This window comes from Halospina sp. K52047b, from assembly GCF_008709855.1.
Taxonomy (GTDB): domain Bacteria; phylum Pseudomonadota; class Gammaproteobacteria; order Pseudomonadales; family Oleiphilaceae; genus Halospina; species Halospina utahensis_B.
Window position 1 is genome coordinate 112,042 of the sequence record NZ_VYJH01000007.1, and the last position, 22,363, is coordinate 134,404.

Annotated in this window: 22 protein-coding genes; 14 read left to right on the plus strand and 8 right to left on the minus strand. The window is 65.8% G+C overall.

The annotated features are described in order from the left end of the window. Positions 1-7: 7 nt before the first annotated feature. A complete protein-coding gene (lptM, locus tag F3089_RS10340) occupies positions 8-157 on the minus strand; it encodes an LPS translocon maturation chaperone LptM (protein WP_151440730.1) in 150 nt (49 codons plus the stop codon). A gap of 101 nt (positions 158-258) precedes the next feature. Here lptM and F3089_RS10345 point away from each other — a divergent pair, with 101 nt between their 5' ends. Further along, positions 259-2,733, plus strand: a complete 2,475-nt coding sequence (locus tag F3089_RS10345) for an EAL domain-containing protein (protein WP_151440731.1) — start codon at positions 259-261, stop codon at positions 2,731-2,733. On the opposite strand, the gene argH is transcribed toward F3089_RS10345, so the two are convergent. Continuing rightward, positions 2,730-4,151 (minus strand): argininosuccinate lyase, encoded by a 1,422-nt coding sequence (gene argH, locus F3089_RS10350; RefSeq protein WP_151440732.1) that lies wholly within the window; start codon positions 4,149-4,151, stop codon positions 2,730-2,732. The genes F3089_RS10345 and argH overlap by 4 nt on opposite strands. 82 nt (positions 4,152-4,233) lie before the next feature. On the opposite strand from argH, the gene F3089_RS10355 reads away from it, so the two are divergent. From F3089_RS10355 to F3089_RS10380, 6 genes are all read left to right on the plus strand, one after another. Beyond that, positions 4,234-5,283, plus strand: a complete 1,050-nt coding sequence (locus tag F3089_RS10355) for a sensor histidine kinase (protein ID WP_151440733.1) — start codon at positions 4,234-4,236, stop codon at positions 5,281-5,283. Further along, on the plus strand, positions 5,280-6,005 hold the full coding sequence (locus F3089_RS10360; protein WP_151440734.1) for a LytR/AlgR family response regulator transcription factor: 726 nt from the start codon (positions 5,280-5,282) through the stop codon (positions 6,003-6,005). Before F3089_RS10355 ends, F3089_RS10360 begins: the two co-directional genes overlap by 4 nt. Before the next feature lie 84 nt (positions 6,006-6,089). After that, positions 6,090-7,028, plus strand: a complete 939-nt coding sequence (gene hemC, locus F3089_RS10365; protein ID WP_151440735.1) for a hydroxymethylbilane synthase — start codon at positions 6,090-6,092, stop codon at positions 7,026-7,028. After that, complete coding sequence (locus F3089_RS10370) at positions 7,009-7,803, plus strand: uroporphyrinogen-III synthase (RefSeq protein WP_151440736.1); 795 nt, start codon at positions 7,009-7,011, stop codon at positions 7,801-7,803. Before hemC ends, F3089_RS10370 begins: the two co-directional genes overlap by 20 nt. Positions 7,804-7,812: 9 nt before the next feature. Further along, a complete protein-coding gene (locus tag F3089_RS10375) occupies positions 7,813-8,907 on the plus strand; it encodes a uroporphyrinogen-III C-methyltransferase (RefSeq protein ID WP_151440737.1) in 1,095 nt (364 codons plus the stop codon). Beyond that, positions 8,904-10,166, plus strand: a complete 1,263-nt coding sequence (locus tag F3089_RS10380; RefSeq protein ID WP_151440738.1) for a heme biosynthesis HemY N-terminal domain-containing protein — start codon at positions 8,904-8,906, stop codon at positions 10,164-10,166. Before F3089_RS10375 ends, F3089_RS10380 begins: the two co-directional genes overlap by 4 nt. A gap of 4 nt (positions 10,167-10,170) precedes the next feature. On the opposite strand, the gene F3089_RS10385 is transcribed toward F3089_RS10380, so the two are convergent. From F3089_RS10385 to rho, 3 genes are read right to left on the minus strand one after another with little or no spacing between them, the layout of a single operon-like run. After that, on the minus strand, positions 10,171-10,902 hold the full coding sequence (locus F3089_RS10385; RefSeq protein ID WP_151440739.1) for an NAD(P)H-flavin reductase: 732 nt from the start codon (positions 10,900-10,902) through the stop codon (positions 10,171-10,173). A gap of 33 nt (positions 10,903-10,935) precedes the next feature. Then, positions 10,936-12,402 (minus strand): 4-hydroxy-3-polyprenylbenzoate decarboxylase, encoded by a 1,467-nt coding sequence (ubiD, locus tag F3089_RS10390; RefSeq protein ID WP_151440740.1) that lies wholly within the window; start codon positions 12,400-12,402, stop codon positions 10,936-10,938. 16 nt (positions 12,403-12,418) lie between these two features. Then, positions 12,419-13,681, minus strand: coding sequence for a transcription termination factor Rho (gene rho / locus F3089_RS10395; RefSeq protein WP_077530171.1), 1,263 nt, complete (start codon positions 13,679-13,681; stop codon positions 12,419-12,421). Positions 13,682-13,993: 312 nt separating this feature from the next. Between rho and moaB the strand changes: the two genes are divergently transcribed. Genes moaB through F3089_RS10415 form a run of 4 tightly spaced genes read left to right on the plus strand, consistent with a single transcriptional unit; the run spans position 13,994 to position 16,508 of the window. Then, positions 13,994-14,569: a molybdenum cofactor biosynthesis protein B gene (moaB, locus tag F3089_RS10400; protein WP_151440741.1), complete on the plus strand. Its 576-nt coding sequence runs from the start codon at positions 13,994-13,996 to the stop codon at positions 14,567-14,569. After that, positions 14,569-15,789, plus strand: coding sequence for a molybdopterin molybdotransferase MoeA (locus F3089_RS10405; RefSeq protein ID WP_151440742.1), 1,221 nt, complete (start codon positions 14,569-14,571; stop codon positions 15,787-15,789). The genes moaB and F3089_RS10405 overlap by 1 nt, the downstream gene beginning before the upstream one ends. Continuing rightward, the gene (moaD, locus tag F3089_RS10410; protein WP_151440743.1) at positions 15,782-16,042 is read left to right on the plus strand and encodes a molybdopterin converting factor subunit 1; all 261 of its coding nucleotides are present in this window, start codon (positions 15,782-15,784) and stop codon (positions 16,040-16,042) included. The genes F3089_RS10405 and moaD overlap by 8 nt, the downstream gene beginning before the upstream one ends. Position 16,043: 1 nt before the next feature. Next, positions 16,044-16,508 (plus strand): molybdenum cofactor biosynthesis protein MoaE, encoded by a 465-nt coding sequence (locus F3089_RS10415; RefSeq protein WP_151440744.1) that lies wholly within the window; start codon positions 16,044-16,046, stop codon positions 16,506-16,508. On the opposite strand, the gene F3089_RS10420 is transcribed toward F3089_RS10415, so the two are convergent. Together F3089_RS10420 and trxA are read right to left on the minus strand one after the other, a co-directional pair. Next, entirely contained in the window at positions 16,494-17,096 is a 603-nt protein-coding gene (locus F3089_RS10420) for an NTP transferase domain-containing protein (protein WP_151440745.1), read from the minus strand. The two genes, F3089_RS10415 and F3089_RS10420, sit on opposite strands and share 15 nt — an antisense overlap. A 38-nt stretch (positions 17,097-17,134) precedes the next feature. Next, positions 17,135-17,461: a thioredoxin TrxA gene (trxA, locus tag F3089_RS10425; protein WP_077530165.1), complete on the minus strand. Its 327-nt coding sequence runs from the start codon at positions 17,459-17,461 to the stop codon at positions 17,135-17,137. A gap of 184 nt (positions 17,462-17,645) precedes the next feature. On the opposite strand from trxA, the gene ppx reads away from it, so the two are divergent. Further along, positions 17,646-19,160, plus strand: coding sequence for an exopolyphosphatase (gene ppx / locus F3089_RS10430; RefSeq protein ID WP_151440746.1), 1,515 nt, complete (start codon positions 17,646-17,648; stop codon positions 19,158-19,160). Here the strand turns inward: ppx and F3089_RS10435 are convergent. Beyond that, positions 19,151-21,088, minus strand: coding sequence for an ABC-F family ATP-binding cassette domain-containing protein (locus F3089_RS10435; RefSeq protein ID WP_151440747.1), 1,938 nt, complete (start codon positions 21,086-21,088; stop codon positions 19,151-19,153). The two genes, ppx and F3089_RS10435, sit on opposite strands and share 10 nt — an antisense overlap. Positions 21,089-21,113: 25 nt before the next feature. On the opposite strand from F3089_RS10435, the gene F3089_RS10440 reads away from it, so the two are divergent. Together F3089_RS10440 and bamJ are read left to right on the plus strand one after the other, a co-directional pair. Next, the gene (locus tag F3089_RS10440; protein WP_192497341.1) at positions 21,114-21,620 is read left to right on the plus strand and encodes a TIGR02444 family protein; all 507 of its coding nucleotides are present in this window, start codon (positions 21,114-21,116) and stop codon (positions 21,618-21,620) included. Continuing rightward, entirely contained in the window at positions 21,617-22,354 is a 738-nt protein-coding gene (gene bamJ, locus F3089_RS10445; protein WP_225741734.1) for a BamJ family beta-barrel-assembly machinery protein, read from the plus strand. The genes F3089_RS10440 and bamJ overlap by 4 nt, the downstream gene beginning before the upstream one ends. Positions 22,355-22,363: the final 9 nt, after the last annotated feature.

Sequence of the window (22,363 nt, forward strand, 5' to 3'; positions counted from 1 at the left end):
GCCCTGATCAGCAAAGATGACTGGGAATGGTGTACGAAGCCGGAACCCGGGCACTTTCCGGCCCTTCCGGGTCGCCCTCGCGGTAGAGCGGTCCCTTCTGCCCGCAGCCGGCCAGAACCAGCATGAGCGCCAGCAGTGCCAGGATCGATCCGCGCATAAGCCACCTCCCGAAGAAACGCAGTATTATAACGCCACAGTTGAAGGATCTCACACACGGATGTCACCCGGTCGCCATGCTTTCTGCTAATCTCGGGCGCTATGAGGGAATATCTGATCAAGCGGGTTCGCACCGAGCCGGGCAGCAGCGCCAACGCCGAGCCAGCCAGCCTGCAGGTGGACGACGAAGGTGTCATCCAGGCAGCGGATGACGCCGCCGAGGCCCTGTTCGGCTACGGCATCCTGGAAATGCAGGGGCTGCCCATGAAGGAGCTTGTGGCCAGCCGCGAGGATAACCCCCTCATGCCCCCGCTCAACGATGCCCTGGAGCAGGGCCAGAGCGCGCTGATCACCGTTCGCCATGCCTCCGGCTATTTCTTCTCCATCAACCTGCGCCGCTCCACCAGTGACGCCACGGCCAGCACCGACGAGGCAATGCGCATACGGCCGCGCCAGGCCACGCCCCTGGACACCCGCGTATTCCGCCTGGCCGAACAGAGTGGTGGCCTCGGCATCTGGGAGTTGGATCCGGACTTCAACCGCCTGCACTGGTCCGAAGGCCTTTACCACCTGCTGGACCTGCCGCCGGGCAATCAGCTCGACCCGGAGCATGTGCTGTTCTACTTTCAGGAGCACCAGAGCCAGGTACGCCGGGCCATTCTCCAGTGCCTGCGCCAGGGCGAGCCGTTCTCCATGGAAGTACCGGTGCTCACCGCCAACCAGAACCACCGCTGGCTGCGGCTCACCGGTCGCAGCCTGGACGATTCCGGCAAACGCCGCCTGATCGCCGGCAGCGCCGTGGACATCACCACTCGCCGTGCGGACGCGCACTCGGCCCAGGTCTGGAAGTACCGTACCGAAAGCGTGCTGGCCGCCTCGAACGATCTGATCGTCATCATGAACCCGGGACTGGAAATCGTCGCGGTCAACCAGGCCTACAATGATGCCTTCCAGGCCGCCTTCGGGGTCATGCCCAATGTGGGCGACCAGCTCACGGATCTGCTCGCGGACTACCCGGAGGAACGGCGCCTCTACGCCCGCCTGTGGGAACGCGCCATGAGCCAGGAAGGCTTCTGCATCGAGATGCCCCTGGCGCAGTCCGAGGAACAGCAGACGGTCTACGAGATCCAGTTCAACCGCATCTTCTCCCCCGGCGGGGAGCTGCTCGGGGCGGCGCAGGTGGCCCGGGACAAACGGGTTTCCCAGCTGGATGGCGAGGATCACGTCCACTACCTGAACCGGCACGATCCGCTGACGGGACTGCTTAACCGCCGCGAGATCCTCCAGCGCCTGCACCGTGCCCTGAGCCTCCAGCGTGAGGCCGGCACACCCCACGCCCTGGTGCACCTGGATCTGGACGGTTTCAGCACCCTCAACGCCCGCTTTGGCTCCGGTGGCTGCGACCGCTACCTGCGGGAAATCAGCAGCATGATGTCGGGCCGTCTGCGCCAGCGCGATGCCCTTGCCCGGGTGGCCAGCGACCAGTTCGTCATCATTCTGGACAACTGCGGTACGGAGGAAGCCGTCAAGGTCTGCCACAACCTGAGGGATGCCGTCAGCGCCTTCGGCTTTGAGTGGCGGGGCGACACCATCCAGACCACCGTCAGTGCCGGTCTCCTGCCCCTGCACCTGGTGACCGACGAATCACCGGAGCAGTGCCTCACCCTGGCTGCGGACCTGTGCGAGACCGCCAAGGCCACCGGCCCCTCCAGCCTCAACCTCTACCGCACCGGCGCCGAAGGCGGTGACGAAACCGCTACCCGCGAGGACCTGGCACAGCTGATGTACGCCATCACCACCGATGCCATCGAGCTGCACTTCCAGGCACTGCGCCCGATCGCCAGCGCCACCTGGGGCGACCATGTGGAGGTACTGGCAAGGCTCTACCGGGAGCCGGACGACCAGGGCCGCCGCGCCGAGGAACTCTGGCGCCCGGCCTCCTTCATGCCGCTGGCGGAACGCTTTGATCTGGGGTATGCACTGGACCGGCGCGTCATCGCCCGCGCCCTGGCCTGGCTGGAGGAGAACCCCCTGATGCAGCCACGGCTCAAGATGATCAGCTTCAACCTGTCCGCCAGCAGCCTTCTTGATGCCAGCTTTGCGGACGAGGTGGCACACCAGATCGAGGCCAGCTCCTTCGAGGCAACCAGCTTCTGCTTTGAGATCCGCGAGACCCAAGCATGCCGGTACCCGGATGAGGCCCGGCGGAGTGCTGAAGCACTGCGGGCGGCAGGGTGCCGGATCGCCCTCGATGCCGCCGGTATCAGCGGTCAGACCCATAACCTGATCGGTGATCTGGGAATCAGCATCGTCAAGCTGGACGAAAGCCTGGTGCATGACCTGGCGGATAACCCGCTGCAGGTGATCATGGTGGAAGCCATCCACCGGATGGCTCTGATGTGCGACGCGGTGACCGTTGCCCCCTTCATTGAGGACGACGCCACCCTGCGCAAGGTGCGTGAACTGGGGCTGCACTTCGGTCAGGGCTATCGCCTGACCAGCCCGGAACTCCTGGACCAGCTCGCACCCCCGGCCCAGCCCGGCAGCCGGGGCGGTTTCTTCAGGGCGCGTGGTTAACCCGCAGCGCCACCCTGCGTCAGCGCTTCCAACTGCTGCGCCGCCTCCCGAGCCGCCTCCCGTACCCGGACTGGCGCGGTGCCACCCACATGGGAACGGGAGCTCACGGAACCCTCCAGGGTCAGCACCTCGTAGACATCGTTACCGATCGCCCCGCTGAACTGCTGCAGCTCGGCGAGCTCAAGGTCTTCCAGGTCGCGACCATCGCGGTCAGCATAGGCAACGGCCTGCCCCACCACCTCGTGGGCATCCCGGAACGCCAGGCCCTGCCGCACCAGGTAGTCCGCCAGGTCGGTGGCGGTGGCGAAACCGCGCCGGGCCGCGGCCCGGGTGTTGTCCCTGCGCACGGAAAGCGCCGGCATCATATCCGCGTACGCCCGCAGGCAGCCCTTGACGGTATCCACGGTGTCGAACAGCGGCTCCTTGTCCTCCTGGTTGTCCTTGTTATACGCCAGCGGCTGGCCCTTCATCAGGGTCAGCAGGGACATGAGATGGCCGTTCACGCGCCCGGTCTTGCCGCGCACCAGCTCGGGCACATCCGGGTTCTTCTTCTGGGGCATGATGGAGGAACCGGTGCAGAACCGGTCCGGCAGATCCACGAAGCTGAACTGCGCGGAGGTCCACAGCACCAGTTCCTCGCTGAAGCGCGAGAGATGGGTCAGAAGCAGCGCGGCGAAGCTGCTGAACTCGATGGCGAAATCCCGGTCACTGACCGAATCCAGTGAGTTGGCAGTAGGGCCGTCAAAGCCCAGCAGTTCCGCGGTGTAGTGGCGGTCGATGGGGTAGCTGGTGCCGGCCAGGGCCGCAGCGCCCAGCGGCAAGCGGTTCACGCGCTTGCGGCAGTCGAGCAGCCGCTCATGGTCCCGCTGCAGCATCTCGTTCCAGGCCAGCATGTGGTGGCCGAAGGTCACAGGCTGGGCGCTCTGGAGATGGGTAAAGCCGGGCATGATGGTGTCCGCCTCGCGCTCAGCCAACTCAATCAGGCCGGACTGCAGCCGGCCCAGTTCAACCGCGATGGCGTCGATCTCGTCGCGCAGGTAGAGGCGGATATCGGTGGCGATCTGGTCGTTACGCGAACGCCCGGTGTGGAGCTTCTTGCCGGTGACACCGATACGCTCGGTCAGCGCCGCCTCGATGTTCATGTGCACGTCCTCAAGGCTCACCGACCACTCAAAACGGCCCGCCTCGATGTCGGCGTGCACGGCCTCCAGACCCTCTATGATCTGGCGCTCCTCCTCAGCGGTGAGCACGCCGACCTTCGCGAGCATGCGCGCGTGGGCAATGGAACCGCGAATGTCATGGTGGTAGAGCCGCTGATCAAAGCCCACCGAGGCTGTGAACCGCTCCACAAAGGCATCCGTGGGCTCGCTGAACCGCCCGCCCCAGAGTTTGGCCGCCGCTTTCCGCTCGTCGCTCATGGTCTATCCTGTTGTCATGGAATCAAATGCACCCGCAGGCCGCGCAGTATAACAGCCTTCCAATCCGGCGCCCTATGTCACCATGAACCAGAGCCAGGAGCCACAAAACGACGGCGGCTTCATCCCGGATCTCTGCCAGGTCCGGGCCGTGTTCCTGCTGGTGCTCACCACCGAGCTGGTGGTGCTGCTGTTCGCACTGGCCCGGCCTTCCAGTGGCCTGCTGGACTGGCACTACCTGGGCCTGGCCTCGCTGCTGGCCCAGTGGGTCACCCTGACCGCCGCCGGCCTCATCTGCACGTTCAGGAGCCAACTCGAATCCCTGGGGGTGCCGCTTGCCACTGTTGCCATCACCCTGCTGGTACTGGTGGACACTGCCGCCTTCACACTGTTCGGCCAATGGCTTCTCAACCCCGCGCTCTCGCCGTTGGACGCCCCGTTCACCCTGCTGCGCAACCTGCTCATGGCAGCGCTGATCACCCTGATGGCGCTGCGCTACTTCCACCTGCAGTACCAGCGCCGCCGCCAGGAGGAAGCGGAAGTTGAGGCCCGCATCGCCGCGCTCCAGGCGCGCATCCAGCCCCATTTCCTGTTCAACAGCATGAATACCATTGCCAGCCTGATCGCCTCCGATCCGGAACGCGCCGAGGAGGTGGTGCTGGATCTCTGCGACCTCTTCCGGGTCAGTCTGAACACCGCCGGGACCCGCCTCATTCCTCTGTCCGAGGAGCTGCGCCTGTGCGAACGCTACCTCGCCATCGAAAAGCTGCGCCTGGGCCCGCGCCTGGAAGTGGACTGGCACCTGGACGACAGCGCAAGCGAACTGCCGGTACCACCGCTGATCCTGCAGCCCCTGATGGAGAACGCGGTCTATCACGGCATCCAGCCCCTGACCGGGGGCGGCACCATCCGGGTGGAATCCGAACGGACCCGGCGCTGGCTCTATATACTGATCCACAATCCTCTGGCCAGCGACCAGGCAGGCCGCCACCAGGGCCAACGCATGGCCCTGGAGAACATCCGGGCCCGGCTGCAGGCGGTCTACGGAGACACCGCGGCTCTCAAGGCCAGCCAGGGGAATGACCACTTCACCGTAACGCTGAGACTGCCGGGAAACAGGGAGAACGAGGCATGACGGAACACCGGGTCCTGATCGTGGACGACGAGGCCCCCGCCCGGGACCGGCTGCGACGGCTGCTGGAAGCCATCGAGGGCTGCCGGGTCTGCGCCGAGGCCGGCAACGGCACCGAAGCCCTGGAAAAAGCAGCGGAACACCGGCCCGACATCGTGCTCATGGACGTGCGGATGCCGGGTATGGACGGAATGGACGCAGCCCGGGAGCTGACCGCCCAGGCCACACCACCGGCGGTGATCTTCTGCACCGCCTATGACGACTACGCCCTGAGCGCCTTCCGGGTGGACGCCACGGACTACCTGGTCAAACCCGTGCGCCGGGAGGCCCTGGCCAGCGCGCTGAGCCGCGCCGGCCGCGTCAATCGCCCACAGAGCCGGCAATTTGCGCCAGAGGACAACCCCGCCATCGTGGTCCGCAACCAGGCTGGCGTGGAGCGCGTTGAGCTCGACCGGCTCTACTACGCCAGCGCCGACAACAAGTACGTGACCCTGGTCCATGACCGCGGCGAAACCCTGTGCGACTACAGCCTGCGCGAGCTGGAGCAGGCCCACGGCGAGCACCTGCTGCGCATCCACCGCCACACCCTGGTCAACCGCCGTTACCTGGAGGCACTGACCCGCACCCAGTCCGGCCACCAGGCCCAGCTTTCGGACCCGGCGGGCACCCGACTGCGCGTCAGCCGCCGCCACGCCGGCAGCGTGCGCGAGCACCTCCAGGGCTGAAGCAGTAACGGGCGACAACGGCCCCCTGAAACGCTACCCTAGGGGACCCCTGACATCATCCACCCACTGAGGAACCGCCGCTCCATGGCCCGAGACACCCTGCGCATCGCCACCCGCCGGAGCCAGCTTGCCCTGTGGCAGGCCGAACACATCAAGAGCCGGCTGGAACAGGCCCATCCAGGGCTGAGCGTCGAGCTGGTGGGCATCAAGACCCGGGGCGACAAGATCCTGGACGTGCCGCTGGCCAAGATCGGTGGCAAGGCCCTGTTCGTGAAGGAACTTGAAGAAGCCATGCTGGATGGGCGTGCGGACATCGCCGTTCACTCCATGAAGGACGTTCCGATGGTCTTCCCCGAGGGCCTGGGGCTCATGGCCATCTGTGAACGTGGCGCTCCCACGGACGCTTTCGTGAGCAACCACCATGCGGATGTGGACGCCCTGCCCGAAGGCGCCGTTATCGGCACCTCCAGCCTGCGCCGCCAGGCACAGCTCGCGGCGCACCGGCCCGACTGCCGCATCGAAACCCTGCGCGGCAATGTCAACACCCGCCTCGCCAAGCTCGATGACGGCCAGTACGACGCCATCGTGCTGGCCACCTCCGGCCTGCGCCGACTGGGCTTCGACGAGCGCATCCGCTACGAGATCCCGCCGGAGATCAGCCTGCCGGCAGTCGGTCAGGGCGCACTGGGCATTGAGTGCCGCGCGGACGACGCCGAGCTCATCGCCATGCTGGAACCGCTGGTCCATGCCGATTCCCGCGACCGGGTACTGGCGGAGCGGGCCCTGAACACACGCCTGGAAGGCGGCTGCCAGGTCCCCATCGGCGCCTATGCCGAACTGGAAGGGGATGAGCTCCACCTGCGCGGCCTGGTGGCCTCACCGGACGGCAGCCGGGTTCACCATGTTGAGGGGCGCGCCCATCGCAGCGAAGGCGAAGCCCTTGGTCGTCGCCTGGCCGAACAGCTTCTTGAAAAGGGCGCCGGCGCCATCCTGGCCGAGGTCTATGGCTACGAGCCCGAATAACCCGCCACTGGCCGGGCGCCGGATCCTGGTGTCCCGCCCCGAACCCAGGGCGGAGGAAACGCGCCAGGCGCTCGAGCAGGCCGGTGCCTGCAGCCGTGCGCTGCCGCTGATCGCCATCCAGCCCCGCACACTGGATGGCCGTGAACGCAGCCTGATCCAGGAACTGGACAACTTCCGGAAGATCATCGCGGTCAGCCCCAATGCCGCACGTCTGCTTCTGGAGCAGGCGGATGACTGGTGGCCGCAGTGGCCCGTGGGCCTGGAGTGGTGGGGGCCCGGCGAAGGCACCGCCAGGGTGTTCCGCGATGCCGGCCTCCCTGGCCAGGCGCCGCTCAGCGGCCATGATTCCGAGGCCCTGCTCAACTGCCCCTCATTCCAGCCGGAGACTGTGGCCGGCGAAAAAGTCCTGATCGCACGCGGCGACCGGGGGCGGGAACTGTTACGCGATACCCTGACGGATCGCGGCGCCCGTGTTGAGGTCCTCCCACTGTACGAGCGCACCCCCATCGACTGGCCCGAGGCCACGCTCCGGGAACACCTCACCACCTTTGACCCGGACACCGTGCTCGCACTTTCCGGGGAAACATTGAAGCGCCTGCTCGAGGTGGGTCAGAATGCAGACTCGAAGCTGCGGGAACGCTGCCTCGTGGTACCGGTGGAACGGGTGGCCCAGCAGGCCCGTGACGCCGGCTTTCGCGACGTCCGGGTGGCCCCGGCCATGAGCCCGGACGGGCTGATCGACGCCTGCGGGGCGTCCCCCTCAAACGCGGAGTAACGGACACTCGTGAACAACAACAGCAAACAGCTTCCGGCGACCACCACAGCCAGCCCCCAGCCCAGCCCCGCGCGGCTCTGGCCACTGTGGCTGATCATCCTCCTTCTGGCCGCGGGCCTGCTTGGCGCCGGGGCCATGCTGTGGGAACAGCACCGCAGCCAGCAGCAGCTCAGCAACCGTCTCGACACCCTCAGCAGCATGGCCTCGGATCTGCGCCAGAGTCAGCGCTCAAGCAGCGAGGCCCGTGAACAGCGCCTCAACCGCATTGAAGGGAAACTCGACGAACAGACCAGCGCACTGGACACCCAGTCGCGCCAGATCGCCCACAACGCCCGCTCCCTGCTCGGACTGGGTCAGCGCACCCGGACCGACTGGCTGCTCGCCGAAGCGGAGTACCTGCTGCGCCTCGCCAACCAGCGGCTGGAACTGGAAAACGACCACCAGGGAGCGCTGCGCCTTCTGGAACGCACCGATGAACTGCTGGCGGGCATCGACGCCGCCGGCGTCCACCCCATCCGCGAAGCCCTTGCCGAGGAGATCCTGGCGCTGCGCACCATGGACCCGGTGGACCGGACCGGCATCCATCTGCAGCTCGAGGCCGCCATTGGGATGATCCCGGAGCTGGGCCGTACCCAGTCCCTGGACCCGGCCGACACACCGCCCGGCGCCAACAGCAAGAGCAGTCAGCAGACGGATGCCGGCCTGTGGCAGCAGCTGCTGGACGTTCTCGACCGCATGGTCCGTATCCGCCGGGTGGAGGGGCCCACCCAGGCCCTGCTGACCCCCGAGCAGGAAACCCAGGCCCAGCTCCATCTCCAGCTGATGTTCGAACAGGCCGCCGCCGCCCTGCTGCGCGGCGACAACGCTGTCTACCGGCGCTCCCTCGGGCGTGCCGGGGACTGGCTGGAGCGCTGGTATGACAGCAGCAACCAGACGGCCTCGGCACTGCGCGAGCTGATCAGCGACCTCCGGGATGAACGCCTCCAGGCCGAAGCGCCGGACATCAGTGAATCCCTGGAACTGCTCAAGGCCCGACTGCGGGCCCGTGCCGACGAATCCGGTCCGCCCCAGTCGGATGATGACAATGGGGAGACCAGCCAATGAGGGCCCTGCTCATTGTTCTGTGCGTCGCCGTGCTGGCAGGCACGCTTCTCAGCCTCGGCATGTCGGAGGACCCCGGCTACATACGCATCAGCATCGGAACCTGGCTGATTGAGACCAACTTCTGGGTGGGGATGTCACTGGTGGTGCTGGCCGCCCTGATCCTGCACTGGCTGCTGGGGCTTGTGCGCGGGCTGCGCCTGAGCCCCGGTGCCATGGGCCAGTGGTGGCGCAACAGCGGGCGCCGCCGCGCCCGGCGCCGGACCACACAGGGGCTGCTGGAGCTGGCCGAGGGCAACTGGGGCCGGGCACGCAAACTGCTTGAACAGGGTGCCGGCAACGCGGAAACACCGCTCATCAATTACCTGTCAGCCGCGGAAGCCGCGCACCAGCAGGGTGACCAGGAGGAGGCCGACCGCTTCCTGCGCCTCGCCTGGGAAAGCACCGCTGGCTCGGATCTGGCGGTCGGCCTGACCCAGGCCCGGCTGCAGCTCAACGCCGGACGCAACGAACAGGCCCTGGCAACACTGCTGCGCCTGCGCCGCAACTCCCCCAATCACCCGCACGTGATGCGCCAGCTCGCGAATGTCTACCGCAACCTCGAGGACTGGCAGGCACTCAGTGAACTGCTGCCGGAACTGCGCCGCCACGCCGCGCTGGATGAAAGCAGCCTGACCGTTCTGGAGCAGGAAGTCTGGCTCAACGTGCTTGACCAGGCCGCCGAGCGGCTGGAACGCCAGCCCCCGGAACAGCGCAACCTGGACCATCTGGACCGGGTCTGGGATCAGCTTCCCCCGCCCCGGCGCAATGACGAGTCCGTGGTGCATCACTACGCCAACCACCTGGCCCGCCTGGGCGCGGAGTCCCGCGCCGAAAGCCTGCTGCGCAAGGTCCTGCGCCACAGCTGGAGTGACCTGCTGATCAACCTCTACGGCCGCATTCAGGGCCCCAGGGAGGATGAGCAGTTATTGGCGGCTGAGGGCTGGCTCAAGGAGCGCCCCAACAACCCGGAACTGCTGCTGGCCCTGGGGCGCATCAGCCTGCGTAACCGGCTCTGGGGCAAGGCCAGGGAATACCTGGAAACCAGTCTCGGAGTACGCCACAGCCAGGAGACGGCCGCGGAACTGTGCCGGCTCTACGCCCACCTGGGCCGCTACGAGGACAGCGTCCGCCTGCTTCGCCAGGGAGTTCTCGAGCACCATGGTCTGCCCAGGCTGCCCATGCCGGAGCCCCGGCGCCGCAGCGGTACCCCGGCGCGCTGAGGCCTCAGCCGCGCGGGGCGTACTGCAGCACGTCCGAGTGGAAGCGGGCCGGGTCGAAACCGGCAGGCGTGAGACCATCCAGAACGCTGTAAACCATTGCGGGTGAACCGCTGGCAATGACCTTCACCTGACCCAGGTCATGGCCATCCGCCAGGATGGCCTCGGCCAGGCGTTCATGATGACAGTCCGAGGCCGCATCCGCCTCGCACACCACCGGCCGGAAATGAAAGTCCGGCCAGGCCTCCTCCCAGCGTTCAGCGGTCCCGCGCAGATACATGTCCCCGGCGTCGCGTGCCCCCCAGTAAAGGGTGACCGGCTGCTCCATGCGGCTGAAGCGCAGGTAGTCCACAATGCTCTTGGCCTGGGCAAACCCTGTCCCGGCCACAACCAGCAGCAGCGGCGCCCCGGGGGGTTCCTTCAGGCAGGCCTCACCATAGGGCATGGAGATCCGGGCGCAGCCCTCGTGACGCAGGTATTCCATGACTTCATGGGCACTGGCCCACTCCGGCGGCGCCTGGATGTGAAGGGTCAGCTGCTCGGCCCCGGGGGCACTGGCGATGGAAAACCAGGCCGGATCCCGCCCGGGCAGATGGATGGCCAGGTACTGCCCGGCACTGAAGGGCACGGGGCGGCCCTGGGGCCACTCGAACCGTACCTGATAGATGTCGTTACCGACCTGCCCGATCTCGCTGAGATGGAACAGGTCTGTCTTCGGCTGTTGCGCGTTGGCGTCCATAGTATCCTCGTACGCGGCGCAGGCGGCCGGAGTTCAGTCGAGGCCGAGCTGGGGCCAGAGTTCGTCCACCCGGCGTTTGACCTCGTCGCTCATGGTAATCGGGCGCCCCCACTCCCGGTCAGTCTCACCAGGCCACTTGGTGGTGGCATCCAGCCCCATCTTGGAACCCAGCCCTGCTACCGGCGATGCGAAATCCAGGTAATCAATGGGCGAGTTGTCCACCAGGGTGGTATCGCGGGTCGGGTCCATGCGGGTGGTGATCGCCCAGATCACGTCCTGCCAGTCGCGGGCATTGATGTCATCATCGGTGACGATCACGAACTTGGTGTACATGAACTGGCGCAGGAAGGACCATACACCCATCATCACGCGTTTGGCATGGCCGGGGTACTGCTTCTTCATGGTCACAACGGCCATGCGATAGGAGCAGCCCTCCGGAGGCAGGTAGAAGTCCACGATCTCCGGAAACTGCTTGCGCAGGATGGGTACGAACACCTCATTCAGGGCCACGCCCAGAACCGCGGGTTCGTCCGGGGGGCGCCCCGTATAGGTGCTGTGGTAGATGGGATTTTTCCGGTGGGTGATGCGTTCAACCGTAAAGACCGGAAAGGTCTCTACCTCGTTGTAGTAGCCGGTATGGTCCCCGAAAGGCCCCTCTGGCGCCGTGTCATCCGGGTAGATGTAGCCTTCCAGGATGATCTCCGCGCTGGCCGGCACCTGCAGGTCACCTACCCCAGCATTGACCAGTTCGGTGCGCGAGCCACGCAGCAGGCCGGAGAACGCGTACTCGGAAAGGGTATCCGGCACTGGTGTCACCGCCCCCAGGATGGTGGCCGGGTCAGCCCCCAGCGCCACCGCCACCGGGAAGGGCTCGCCCGGATGCTGCTGTTGCCACTGCTGGAAATCCTGCGCTCCACCGCGATGGGCCAGCCAGCGCATGATCAGGCGATTGCGCCCGATCCGCTGCTGGCGGTAGATGCCCATGTTCTGGCGTTCCTTCTCCGGCCCGCGTGTGACCACCAGTGGCCAGGTGATGAGCGGCCCCGCATCTTCCGGCCAGCAGGTCTGCACCGGCAACTGGTAGAGGTCCACGTCATCCCCTTCCAGCACCACTTCCTGACAGGGCGCGGACCGCTTGATCTTGGGCCCCATCTTCATGACCTGGCGGAAGATGGGCATCTTGTCGAAGGCATCACGGAAGCCCTTGGGCGGTTCCGGCTCCTTGAGGAACGCCAGCAGCTCGCCGATCTCGCGCAGACTCTCGACGCTGTCACGCCCCATGCCCATGGCCACGCGCTTGGGCGTGCCAAACAGGTTCGCCAGAACCGGCATGTTGTACCCCGTCGGGTTCTCGAACAGCAGCGCCGGTCCCTCCTTCTTCAGGGTCCGGTCGGCGATCTCGGTCATCTCCAGCCGTGGGTCAACCTCGGTGGTGATGCGCTTGAGTTCGCCCTGCTGTTCAAGCTGATCAATGAAATCGCGCAGATCCCGGTACTGCATGAAGGCTCCTGCGGGGTTATCGTTTCTTCATCGCCTGGAAGAATTCCTCGTTGGTCTTCGTGTCCCGCAGCTTGTCGATCAGGAACTCCACGGCGGCCACGTCGTCATCCATCGAGTGCAGGAGCTTGCGCAGGATCCAGACCCGCTGCAGCTCGTCCTCGCTGACCAGCAGATCCTCGCGGCGCGTACCCGAACGGCGGACGTTGATGGCCGGATAGGTGCGGCGCTCGGCGATCCGGCGGTCCAGGTGCACCTCCATATTGCCGGTGCCCTTGAACTCCTCGTAGATCACCTCGTCCATCTTGGAGCCGGTGTCCACCAGGGCCGTGGCCATGATGGTCAGACTGCCACCCTCTTCCACATTCCGCGCAGCGCCGAAGAAACGCTTGGGCTTTTCCAGGGCGTGGGCGTCGACACCACCGGTCAGCACCTTGCCCGAGGACGGGATCACGGTGTTGTAGGCCCGGGCGAGACGGGTGATGGAGTCCAGCAGGATCACCACGTCCTTCTTGTGCTCAACCAGGCGCTTGGCCTTTTCGATCACCATCTCGGCCACCTGCACGTGGCGTGCCGGCGGCTCATCGAAGGTGGAGGCCACAACCTCGCCGCGCACCGTGCGCTGCATCTCCGTGACCTCCTCCGGGCGCTCATCGATGAGCAGCACCATCAGGTGGCAGTCAGGGGAGTTGCGCACAATGGACTGGGCCATGGTCTGCATCAGCAGCGTCTTACCCGCCTTGGGCGGAGAAACGATCAGGCCACGCTGGCCTTTGCCGATGGGGGAGACAAGATCCAGGATCCGCGCCGACAGGTCCTCGGTGGAACCGTTGCCGGCTTCCAGCCGCAGCCGTTCCTCCGGGAAGAGCGGCGTCAGGTTCTCGAACAGGATCTTGTGGCGGGTATTGTCGGCCTTGCCGAAGTTGATGTCGTTGACCTTGAGCAGTGCGAAATACCGCTCGCCGTCTTTCGGAGGCCGGATCTTGCCGGAAATCGAGTCCCCGGTGCGCAGGTTGAACCGCCGGATCTGGCTGGGCGAGACATAGATGTCGTCCGGGCCCGCCAGATAGGAGGAATCGGCGGACCGCAGAAACCCGAACCCGTCCTGGAGGATCTCAAGCACGCCATCGCCGTGGATGTCCTCACCGCTTTTGGCGTGTTTCTTGAGAATCGCGAAGATCACATCCTGCTTTCGCGAACGGGCCATGTTTTCGAGGCCCATCTCCTGGGCAACCTCAATGAGTTCGGGAACGGGTTTTTTCTTGAGTTCGGTCAGATTCATAGATTGTCTGGGATTACGTCTGGATGGATAGGATGAAGTTGGTTGTTATCAGACTGCTGGGGAAGCGAAGTTCCGGATTGCCCGGGTTCTGCCGATCGGGGCGATTCAGTGAAACCAGGGTCAGAACGGAGATTCCGGGATTGGCGGATGGGTGGGGCACCGACCCGCCTGCCTTAATCAGGAGTTGTCAAAATACACCATTTTCAACGGCAGTGCAAAACCCCCGCGTTTACCCCACTGGAGGCATTGGTGCAGCCCCCGGCTGCGCTTATCATGGCAGCATCAAGGAACCCTCACAGGAGACCCGACCCGATGGCATCAGCCAGTGACTTCGCGCCCCTCAACCTTGCCATCCTGACCATCTCTGACAGCCGGGGGCCGAGCGAGGACAGCTCCGGCCAGTTCCTGGTGGATGCCGCCCTTGAGGCGGGTCACAACATCGTGGCGCGGCGCCTGCTGCAGGACGACACCTGCCTTATGCGGGCTCTGGTCAGCCGCTGGATCGTGGATCCGCAGATCCAGAGCGTGCTGATCACTGGCGGCACCGGCCTGCAGGAGCGTGACAGCACGCCGGAATCGCTGGGCCCGCTGTTCGAAAAGACCATCGAGGGTTTCGGTGAGGAATTCCGCCGTCTCTCCGCCCAGGAAATCGGCAACAGCACCATCCAGTCCCGGGCCCTGGCCGGGCTGGCGAACCATACCGTGGTCTTCTGCATGCCGGGCTCCACCGGCGCCTGCCGCACCGCCTGGGAGGGCATCGTGCGTGACCAGCTCGACAGCCGCCATCGACCCTGCAACTTTTCCGCCCTGGTCCAGCGCAAACCCGAGCGGGACCTCAGCGGACTGGACCGGGAAATTCCCCTTGATGCCGCCCGGGGAGCCAACTGATGGCGGGCACGGACACACTGATCAGCGTGGATGAGGCCCGGACACAACTGATGAAGGCCGCCCGGGTCCTGCCCGGTACCGAGACCACGCCCCTGAATGACGCCCTCCAGCGGATCCTCGCCGAGAGCCCGGTTTCAGCGGTACAGGTTCCGCCAGCGGACAACAGCGCCGTGGACGGCTATGCCCTGCGCGCGGCGGATGCCGAAGCGGGCACACTGCCCGTTTCCCAGCGCGTGCCCGCCGGGCAGGCCCCCCACCCCCTGGAGGCCGGCACGGCCGCCCGCATCTTCACCGGCGCCGCCATTCCCGAGGGGGCGGATACCGTCGTCATGCAGGAGAACACCGAGACCGAAGGCGACCGGGTCCGGCTTCTCCAGTCTCCCGGCACCGGCCAGAACATCCGCCCTGCCGGGCAGGACATTGATACCGGCGAGACCCTGATCAACGCCGGAACCCGTCTGGATCCCTGGCATCTGGGGCTGCTCGCCTCCGCCGGACTTCCGGAGATCACCACCTTCCGCCCTCTGCGCGTGGCCATCATCAGCAGCGGCGACGAACTGATCCCGCCCGGCCAGCCCCTGGCGCCGGGGCAGATCCACAATTCCAACCAACCCATGCTGACCGCCCTGGTGCGCGCCGCCGGCTGGGAGCCCGTCCCGTTCCACACCATGGCGGATACTCTGGAGGCCACACAGGACACACTGGCCCAGGCCGCGGAGCAGGCGGACGCCATCATCACCACCGGCGGCGTTTCCGTGGGGGAGGAGGATCACATCCGTGATGCCATCCGGGCGCTGGGCGAGCTGGACCTGTGGCGCATGGCCATCAAACCCGGAAAACCTCTGGCGTTCGGCCATATCAACGAAACCCCCGTCCTCGGGTTGCCCGGCAATCCGGCGGCGGTCCTGGTGACCTTCCTGGTGCTGGGCCGCCCCTTCCTGCGCGCCTGCCAGGGAGAGGACGGCGAGCTCATGCCCCGACCCTGCACCATGCCCGCAGGATTCGCGGTGGAACGCCCCCAGAGCCGACGCGAGTTCCAGCGGGTGCGCTGTCGCTCCATCGAGGGCCGCACCTGGCTTGAATCAGCGCCGACCCAGAGTTCGGGCGTCCTCAGCAGTGCCTGCTGGTCGCACGGGCTGGCCATCATTCCGGAGCACCAGACCCTGGAAGTCGGTGATCCAGTCTCCTTCCTGCCGTTTTCGGAGCTTCTCCATGGCTGAATCCAGTATTGCAATCCGTTTCTTTGCCAGTCTGCGCGAACGCCTGGGGATCAGCGAGGAACAGCTGCCCGCCGACGGCATCACCTGTGTCCGTGATATCCGTGAGCAGCTTCAAAAGCGCGGCGACGAGTGGGCCGAACTGCTGGACGACGACTGTGTGCTCATGGCCGTGAACCAGGCCATGGCCCGGGAGGAAACGCCGGTGAATCCGGGGGACGAAGTGGCCTTCTTCCCACCGGTCACCGGAGGCTGAAATGATCCGCATCCAGAGCGAAGCGCTGGCGATCGAGCCCGTCCTGGCCGCGCTGGAAGACGATGCCCCTGCGATCGGCGCGGTCTGCAGCTTCACTGGCCTTGCCCGCGACCTTGGTGACCAGAGCGGCGTCCAGAGTCTATTCCTGGAGCACTACCCCGGCATGACCGAAACCGCCATCCAGGCCGTGGTGGACGAGGCCGACCGACGCTGGACCATTCACCGCACGGAGATCGTGCACCGTGTGGGCGAGATCCGGGCCGGAGAGCGGATTGTCTTCGTGGGGGTGAGCAGCCGCCACCGACAGGATGCCTTTGAGGCCTGCCAGTTCATCATGGACTACCTGAAAACCCGCGCTCCTTTCTGGAAAAAGGAAATCACCGCGGCGGGTAACAGCGACTGGGTGGAGCAGAAGGCCAGTGACCGCGAGGCAGCCCGGCGCTGGGCGGATTCAGACGGTCTCTGAGCGCGCCTCGCTGCTGAGCCGCGCCTGGTCCCCGGGCTCGTTCACGTTCAGGAACCCTTCCACCATGGCGCTGCAGTCCATCCATTCGGCGCCCAGCTGTTCCGCCAGCTCCAGTGCCCGGCGTTCGCCACGACTGAGATAGCGCTCAACCCGGCCCAGCAGCGCTACCGGGTAGTAGCCGTGCAGCGGGTGTCGCCGCTCACCGGTGTCCGAGAGACAGGGAATGGCGGGGCGCCGTCGCGCCGCCTCCAGGATCTGAACCGCCCATATGGGCGGGAGCCGTGGCGTATCACAGGGCGTCACCACCAGCCCCTGAAATCCACGCATACGGGCCCATCGAAGACCTTCCACCAGCCCCGCCAGAGGGCCGGCTTCGGCAAAGGCGTTATCCGGCAGAACGGTATCCGCCCACTGCCCGTGGGCATCCGCATTGCGGTTGGCACTGATGGCCACCGCGGAGGTCACCGGACACAGAACGTCGGCCAGGTGAGCCGCATAGGAGCGCCCGTCCAGGCGCAGAAGCCCCTTGTCTTCTCCGCCCATCCGTTCACCGCGCCCTCCGGCGAGAATCAGTCCACCAACCACCATAGTGCATCACAGCGCCCCGGCAGACCGGGGCGAAAACGTTACAGGTTGCTGTCGAGGAACGCCGTCAGCTGGGACTTGGACAGTGCACCCACCTTGGTGGCGTCCACATCGCCGTTCTTGAACAGCATCAGGGTCGGGATCCCCCGGATGTTGAAGCGCGGCGGCGTCTGCTGGTTCTCGTCGATGTTGAGCTTGGCGATCTTGAGCTTGCCCTCGTACTCGTCCGCAATCTCTTCGAGAACCGGATGGATCATCTTGCAGGGCCCGCACCATTCCGCCCAGTAGTCCACAAGAACCGGTACGTCCGACTTGAGAACTTCGTCTTCGAAGGTGCCGTCGGTCACGCTCACAATGTTGTCGCTCATCGCCCTACTTCCAAATTGCTGCTGTATGAATGGGAATTTGCCCGCCGTAACCGGCTGTCACCGGGACACGCGAGGATCCCCTCTGTTACATGGGCCGCTCCGCGGGTTAGTATCCGGATCAGATACCAGCCCTGAACACGGCGCTGTTCAGAATATATGGGCTTTCAGCAGGATTTCAAGACAGGTGACTTCCCCGCACAGTTCCCAGGACGCCCCCCGGCTGCTGGCCGCCGTGGACCTTGGCTCCAACAGCTTCCACATGGTCGTGGCCCAGGCGGTGCACGGCGAGATCCGCACCATTGAGAAAATGGGCGAGAAGGTCCAGCTCGGTGCCGGGCTGGACCGTGACAACTACCTCTCCGCCGAGGCCAGGGAACGCGGCCTGGCCTGCCTGCAGCGCTTCGCCCAGCGCATCCGCAGCATGAACGCGGAATCGGTCCGGGTGGTGGGCACCAACGCCCTGCGTGCCGCCCGTAACGCCGATCACTTCATCCAGTCGGCCGAGGAGACCCTGGGCTGCCCGGTGGAGATCGTAGCCGGGCGCGAGGAAGCCCGCCTCATCTACCTGGGGGTCTCCCACACCCTCGCGGATGACGCCGGCCCCCGGCTGGTCATCGACATCGGCGGCGGCAGCACCGAGTTCATCATCGGCGAACGCTTCGAGGCGCGCGAGACGGAAAGCCTGCACATGGGCTGTGTGTCCTTCCGCAACGACTACTTCCCGGACGGCAAGATCTCGCGCAAGCGCATGGACAGAGCCATCACCCACGCACGCCAGGAGCTGCTCAACATCCAGCAGCGTTTCCGCCAGCGCGGCTGGCACAACTGCGTGGGGTCCTCCGGCTCCATCAAGGCCATCATCGGGGTGGTCAACGAGCTGAACCTCAGCCGCGAGGGGGTTACCTGGGAGGCCATGAAGTCACTGCGCAAGCGCCTGATCGACATTGGCCGCACGGAAAAGCTGGATTCGCTCGGGGTACGCGAGGACAGGCGCAGCATTTTCCCGGCCGGTTTCGCCATACTCTATGCCGCCTTTGAATCGCTGGGCATCGAGTCCATGAATTTCGCCGACGGCGCCCTGCGTGAAGGGGTTCTCTACGACCTGCTGGGCCGGGATAACCATGAGGACGTGCGCGAACGCACCATCCAGGCCCTGCAGGAACGCTATTCCGTGGACCTGGACCACGCCTCCGCCGTGGAAGCCACCGCCACCCGCGCACTGGAGCAGGCGGGACCTGCCTGGGGCATCGACACCGCCTACCACACCAGCCTGCTGTGCTGGGCCTGCCGGGTGCACGAGATCGGGCTGGCCATCAGCCATACCCAGTACCACAAGCACGGCGCCTACCTGATGACCCACTCGGACCTGCCGGGATTCTCGCAGGATGACCAGCGGGCGCTGGCCACCCTGGTGCGCACCCACAGGCGCAAGTTCAACAACGCCCTGTTCGAGCACCTTTACCCGGACGAGATCCAGCCGATCAAGCGGCTGGCCGTGATGCTGCGGCTCGCGGTGCTCTTCCAGCACGGGCGTGCGGGCGCGCCACCGCCGCCATTCAGCCTCAGCGCCAAGGGCGCGCGGCTCACGCTGTCACTCCCGGACGACTGGCTGGAGGCACACCCGCTGACACGGGCGGACCTCATGAGCGAACGGGAGCGGGTCAAACAGGCCGATGTCGACCTGGTGATTCAGGAGTAGGCTTCCGTCTCCAGTGATTCCAGGGACTCGCTGGCCTCCACCCAGGCCGCCTCGGCCTCGGATTCCCGGCGCGCCAGCTCCGCCTGGCGGTCCAGGAGCTGCTTCAGTTCATCCTTGCGCTCGGCGTCATAGAGGCCGGTATCGCCGAGGGCCTCTTCCACCTCGGCCTTTTCCTTTGCAAGGCGCTCCAGCTCCTTCTCACAACGCTCGATTTCCTTTTTCAGGGGCGCCATCTTCTGGCGCTGCTCGGCCGCGGCCTTCTTGCGCGCCTGCTTATCGGCCGCACTTTCCTTCACTGCGGGTTGAGGGGCGGATTCCCGTGGCGCTGACTGCTTTCCGTTCCCGCCGGTAGCCCGCTCCCCGCCATCGGCAAGCCAGCGCTCGTACTCGTCCAGGTCCCCGTCAAACTCGGTGACGGTGCCGTCGGCTACCCGCCAGAAGGTGTCCACGGTGTTGCGCAGCAGGTGACGGTCGTGGGAGACCAGAACCATGGCGCCATTGAACGACTGCAGCGCCATGGTCAGGGCCTGGCGCATCTCCAGGTCCAGGTGGTTGGTGGGCTCGTCCAGGAAGAGTACGTTGGGCTTCTGCCAGGCGATGATGGCCAGTGCCAGGCGCGCCTTCTCGCCCCCGGAGCAGTTGCGGATGCTCGCCATGGCGTCGTCGCCGCGGAAGCCGAAGCCCCCCAGGAAGTTGCGGATGGACTGGTCCGACGCCCCCGGGGTCAACCGCTGCAGGTGCAGGAAGGGACTGGCGTCCAGGTCCAGTTCGTCCAGCTGGTGCTGGGCGAAGTAGCCCGGGCGGAAGTGCTCGCCGGTGACCCGCTCCCCGCTGAGAAGCGGCGTGGCCCCGCGCAGCATGCTGATCAGGGTGGACTTGCCCGCGCCGTTCACGCCCAGGAGGCCGATGCGGCTGCCCGGAAGCAGGTGCAGATGGATGCCTCGAAGCAGCGGCTCGCCGTCATAGCCCACGGCGCCGCCACGCACCGTCAGCAGCGGGTTGGAGACCTTGTCCGCCTCGGGAAAACGGAACTCGAACTGGGAATCCACGTGCGCCGGCGCGATGGTCTCCATGCGCTCCAGCGCCTTGATGCGGCTCTGGGCCTGCTTGGCCTTGTTGGCCTGGGCGCGGAAGCGGTCGATGAAGGCCTGGATCTCGGCCACGCGCTTCTGCTGCTTCTCGTACTCCGCCTGCTGGCGGGCCAGATTCTCCGCGCGCTGGCGCTCAAAGGCGTGGTAGTTGCCCACGTAATAGAACAGCTTACGGTGCTCGAAGTGGATGACGTGGGTCGCCACCCGGTCCATGAAATCCCGGTCGTGGGAGATGAACAGCAACGTGCCCTGGTACTGCTTGAGCCAGTTTTCCAGCCAGTAGCAGGCCTCGATGTCCAGGTGGTTGGTGGGCTCGTCCAGAAGCAGCAGGTCCGACGGCACCATCAGGGCCTGGGCCAGGTTCAGGCGGATGCGCCAGCCCCCGGAGAAGCTGTCCACCGGCCGGTCCATGTCCTCATCCGTGAATGCCAGCCCGCGCAGCAGCGCCTCGGCCTGGCGCGGGGCATCCCAGGCCTTGAGGTTGTCCAGCTCACCGTGGGCATGGACCATCCCGTCCTCGTCGCCACTGGCCTCGGCACGGGCCAGGCGTTCCTCCAGCCGCCGCAGCTCGGCGTGGCCATCAAGCACAAAGTCCCGTGCCGTGCGCTGGCTGCCGCCCACCTCCTGGGCCATATGGGCAATGCGGCAGCCACCGGGAACCTGGATCTCCCCGTGTTCCGGTGCCAGTTCCCCCAGGATCATTTGAAAGAGACTGGACTTGCCGGCACCATTACCGCCAACGAGTGCAACCCGCTGCCCCGGCTGGATGGTGGCGGAACAGTCCTCGAGCAGCCACTGGCCGCCGCGCTGAAGTGTCAGGTTATTGAATGCGATCATGGCGGCATTCTACAGGAAAGACCCCATGCCACGGCAGGAGCCCCCCGACAATCTGTCACTGGACAATCCTCTCTGGCAGTACGTGCTGACCCTCTGGCATCACGAGGGGGTTGCAGGGCAGTGCCTGGAAGCCCAGAACCAGGGCCAGGCGGTGACACCCATCCTGGTGGCGCTGTTCTGTGCCGCCCATGGCCGCCATGCGCCGGAGACTGAACCCGAGGGCATCCACCAGTGGCGCACTGGCGTCACGGCCGAGCTGCGTGCCCTGAGAATGAACCTGCCCAGGGGCAACGATACCGCCGCATCACTGCGTGACACCGTCAAGCAGGCGGAGCTGGACTCCGAACAGGTGGAGCTGGCCTGGTGGTGGCAGCATCTTGCGGATGACGGATCCGTCACGCAGCCGGGCCTTTCGCCCACGGCCCTGGCCCGTCATAATCTGGACAGCCTCCTCCCGGGGCTCGACCCAGCCCTTGCCAAAGCACTGGTTGGGCTGTGGCGGGAGATCAAGGAAGCCAACGGAGAACCATGATGACGCGACGCACCTCCCTCACGCTGCAGCGCAGCACCATCGCCGGCGCCTGCCTGATGCTGGCGGTCGGCTGCAGTGCCGAATCCGATGTGAACCTGGAGTCCGAGGACCAGCGGCTCGGCTATGCCATGGGCAAGCTCTTTGCCGACCGCATCCAGCAGGACATGCAGGATCTCGACAGTGATGCCTTCATTGCCGGTGTCCGTGACAGCATGGAAGGCAACGAGGCCCGGCTCTCCGACGAAGAGATCCAGGAGGCCGTGAGCAACTACCAGAAACGCCTTCAGGATGAAGCCGCCGGCAACAACTCCGGCCAGCAGGGCGGTACCAGCAGCGGTGGCGATGCCGAAGATAACCTGGCCGCCTCCAGGGCCTTTCTTGAGGAGAACCGCCAGCGTGACGGCGTGAAGACCACCGAATCGGGACTCCAGTACAAGGTGATCGAGGAAGGGGATGGTGAATCACCGGCCGAGAACGACCGCGTCACGGTCCACTATACCGGCGAGCTGATTGACGGCACCGTTTTTGACAGCTCCAGGGAGCGCGGTGAACCCGCCACCTTTGGCCTGCAACAGGTCATCCCGGGCTGGACGGAAGGGCTCCAGCTGATGGACGAAGGCGATCGCTATCGGCTCTACATCCCACCGGAAATGGCCTATGGCGAGAATGGTCCGCCCTCGATCGGCCCCAATCAGGCGCTGATCTTTGACGTGGAGCTGATCGAGGTCCAGTAAGGGCCCCGG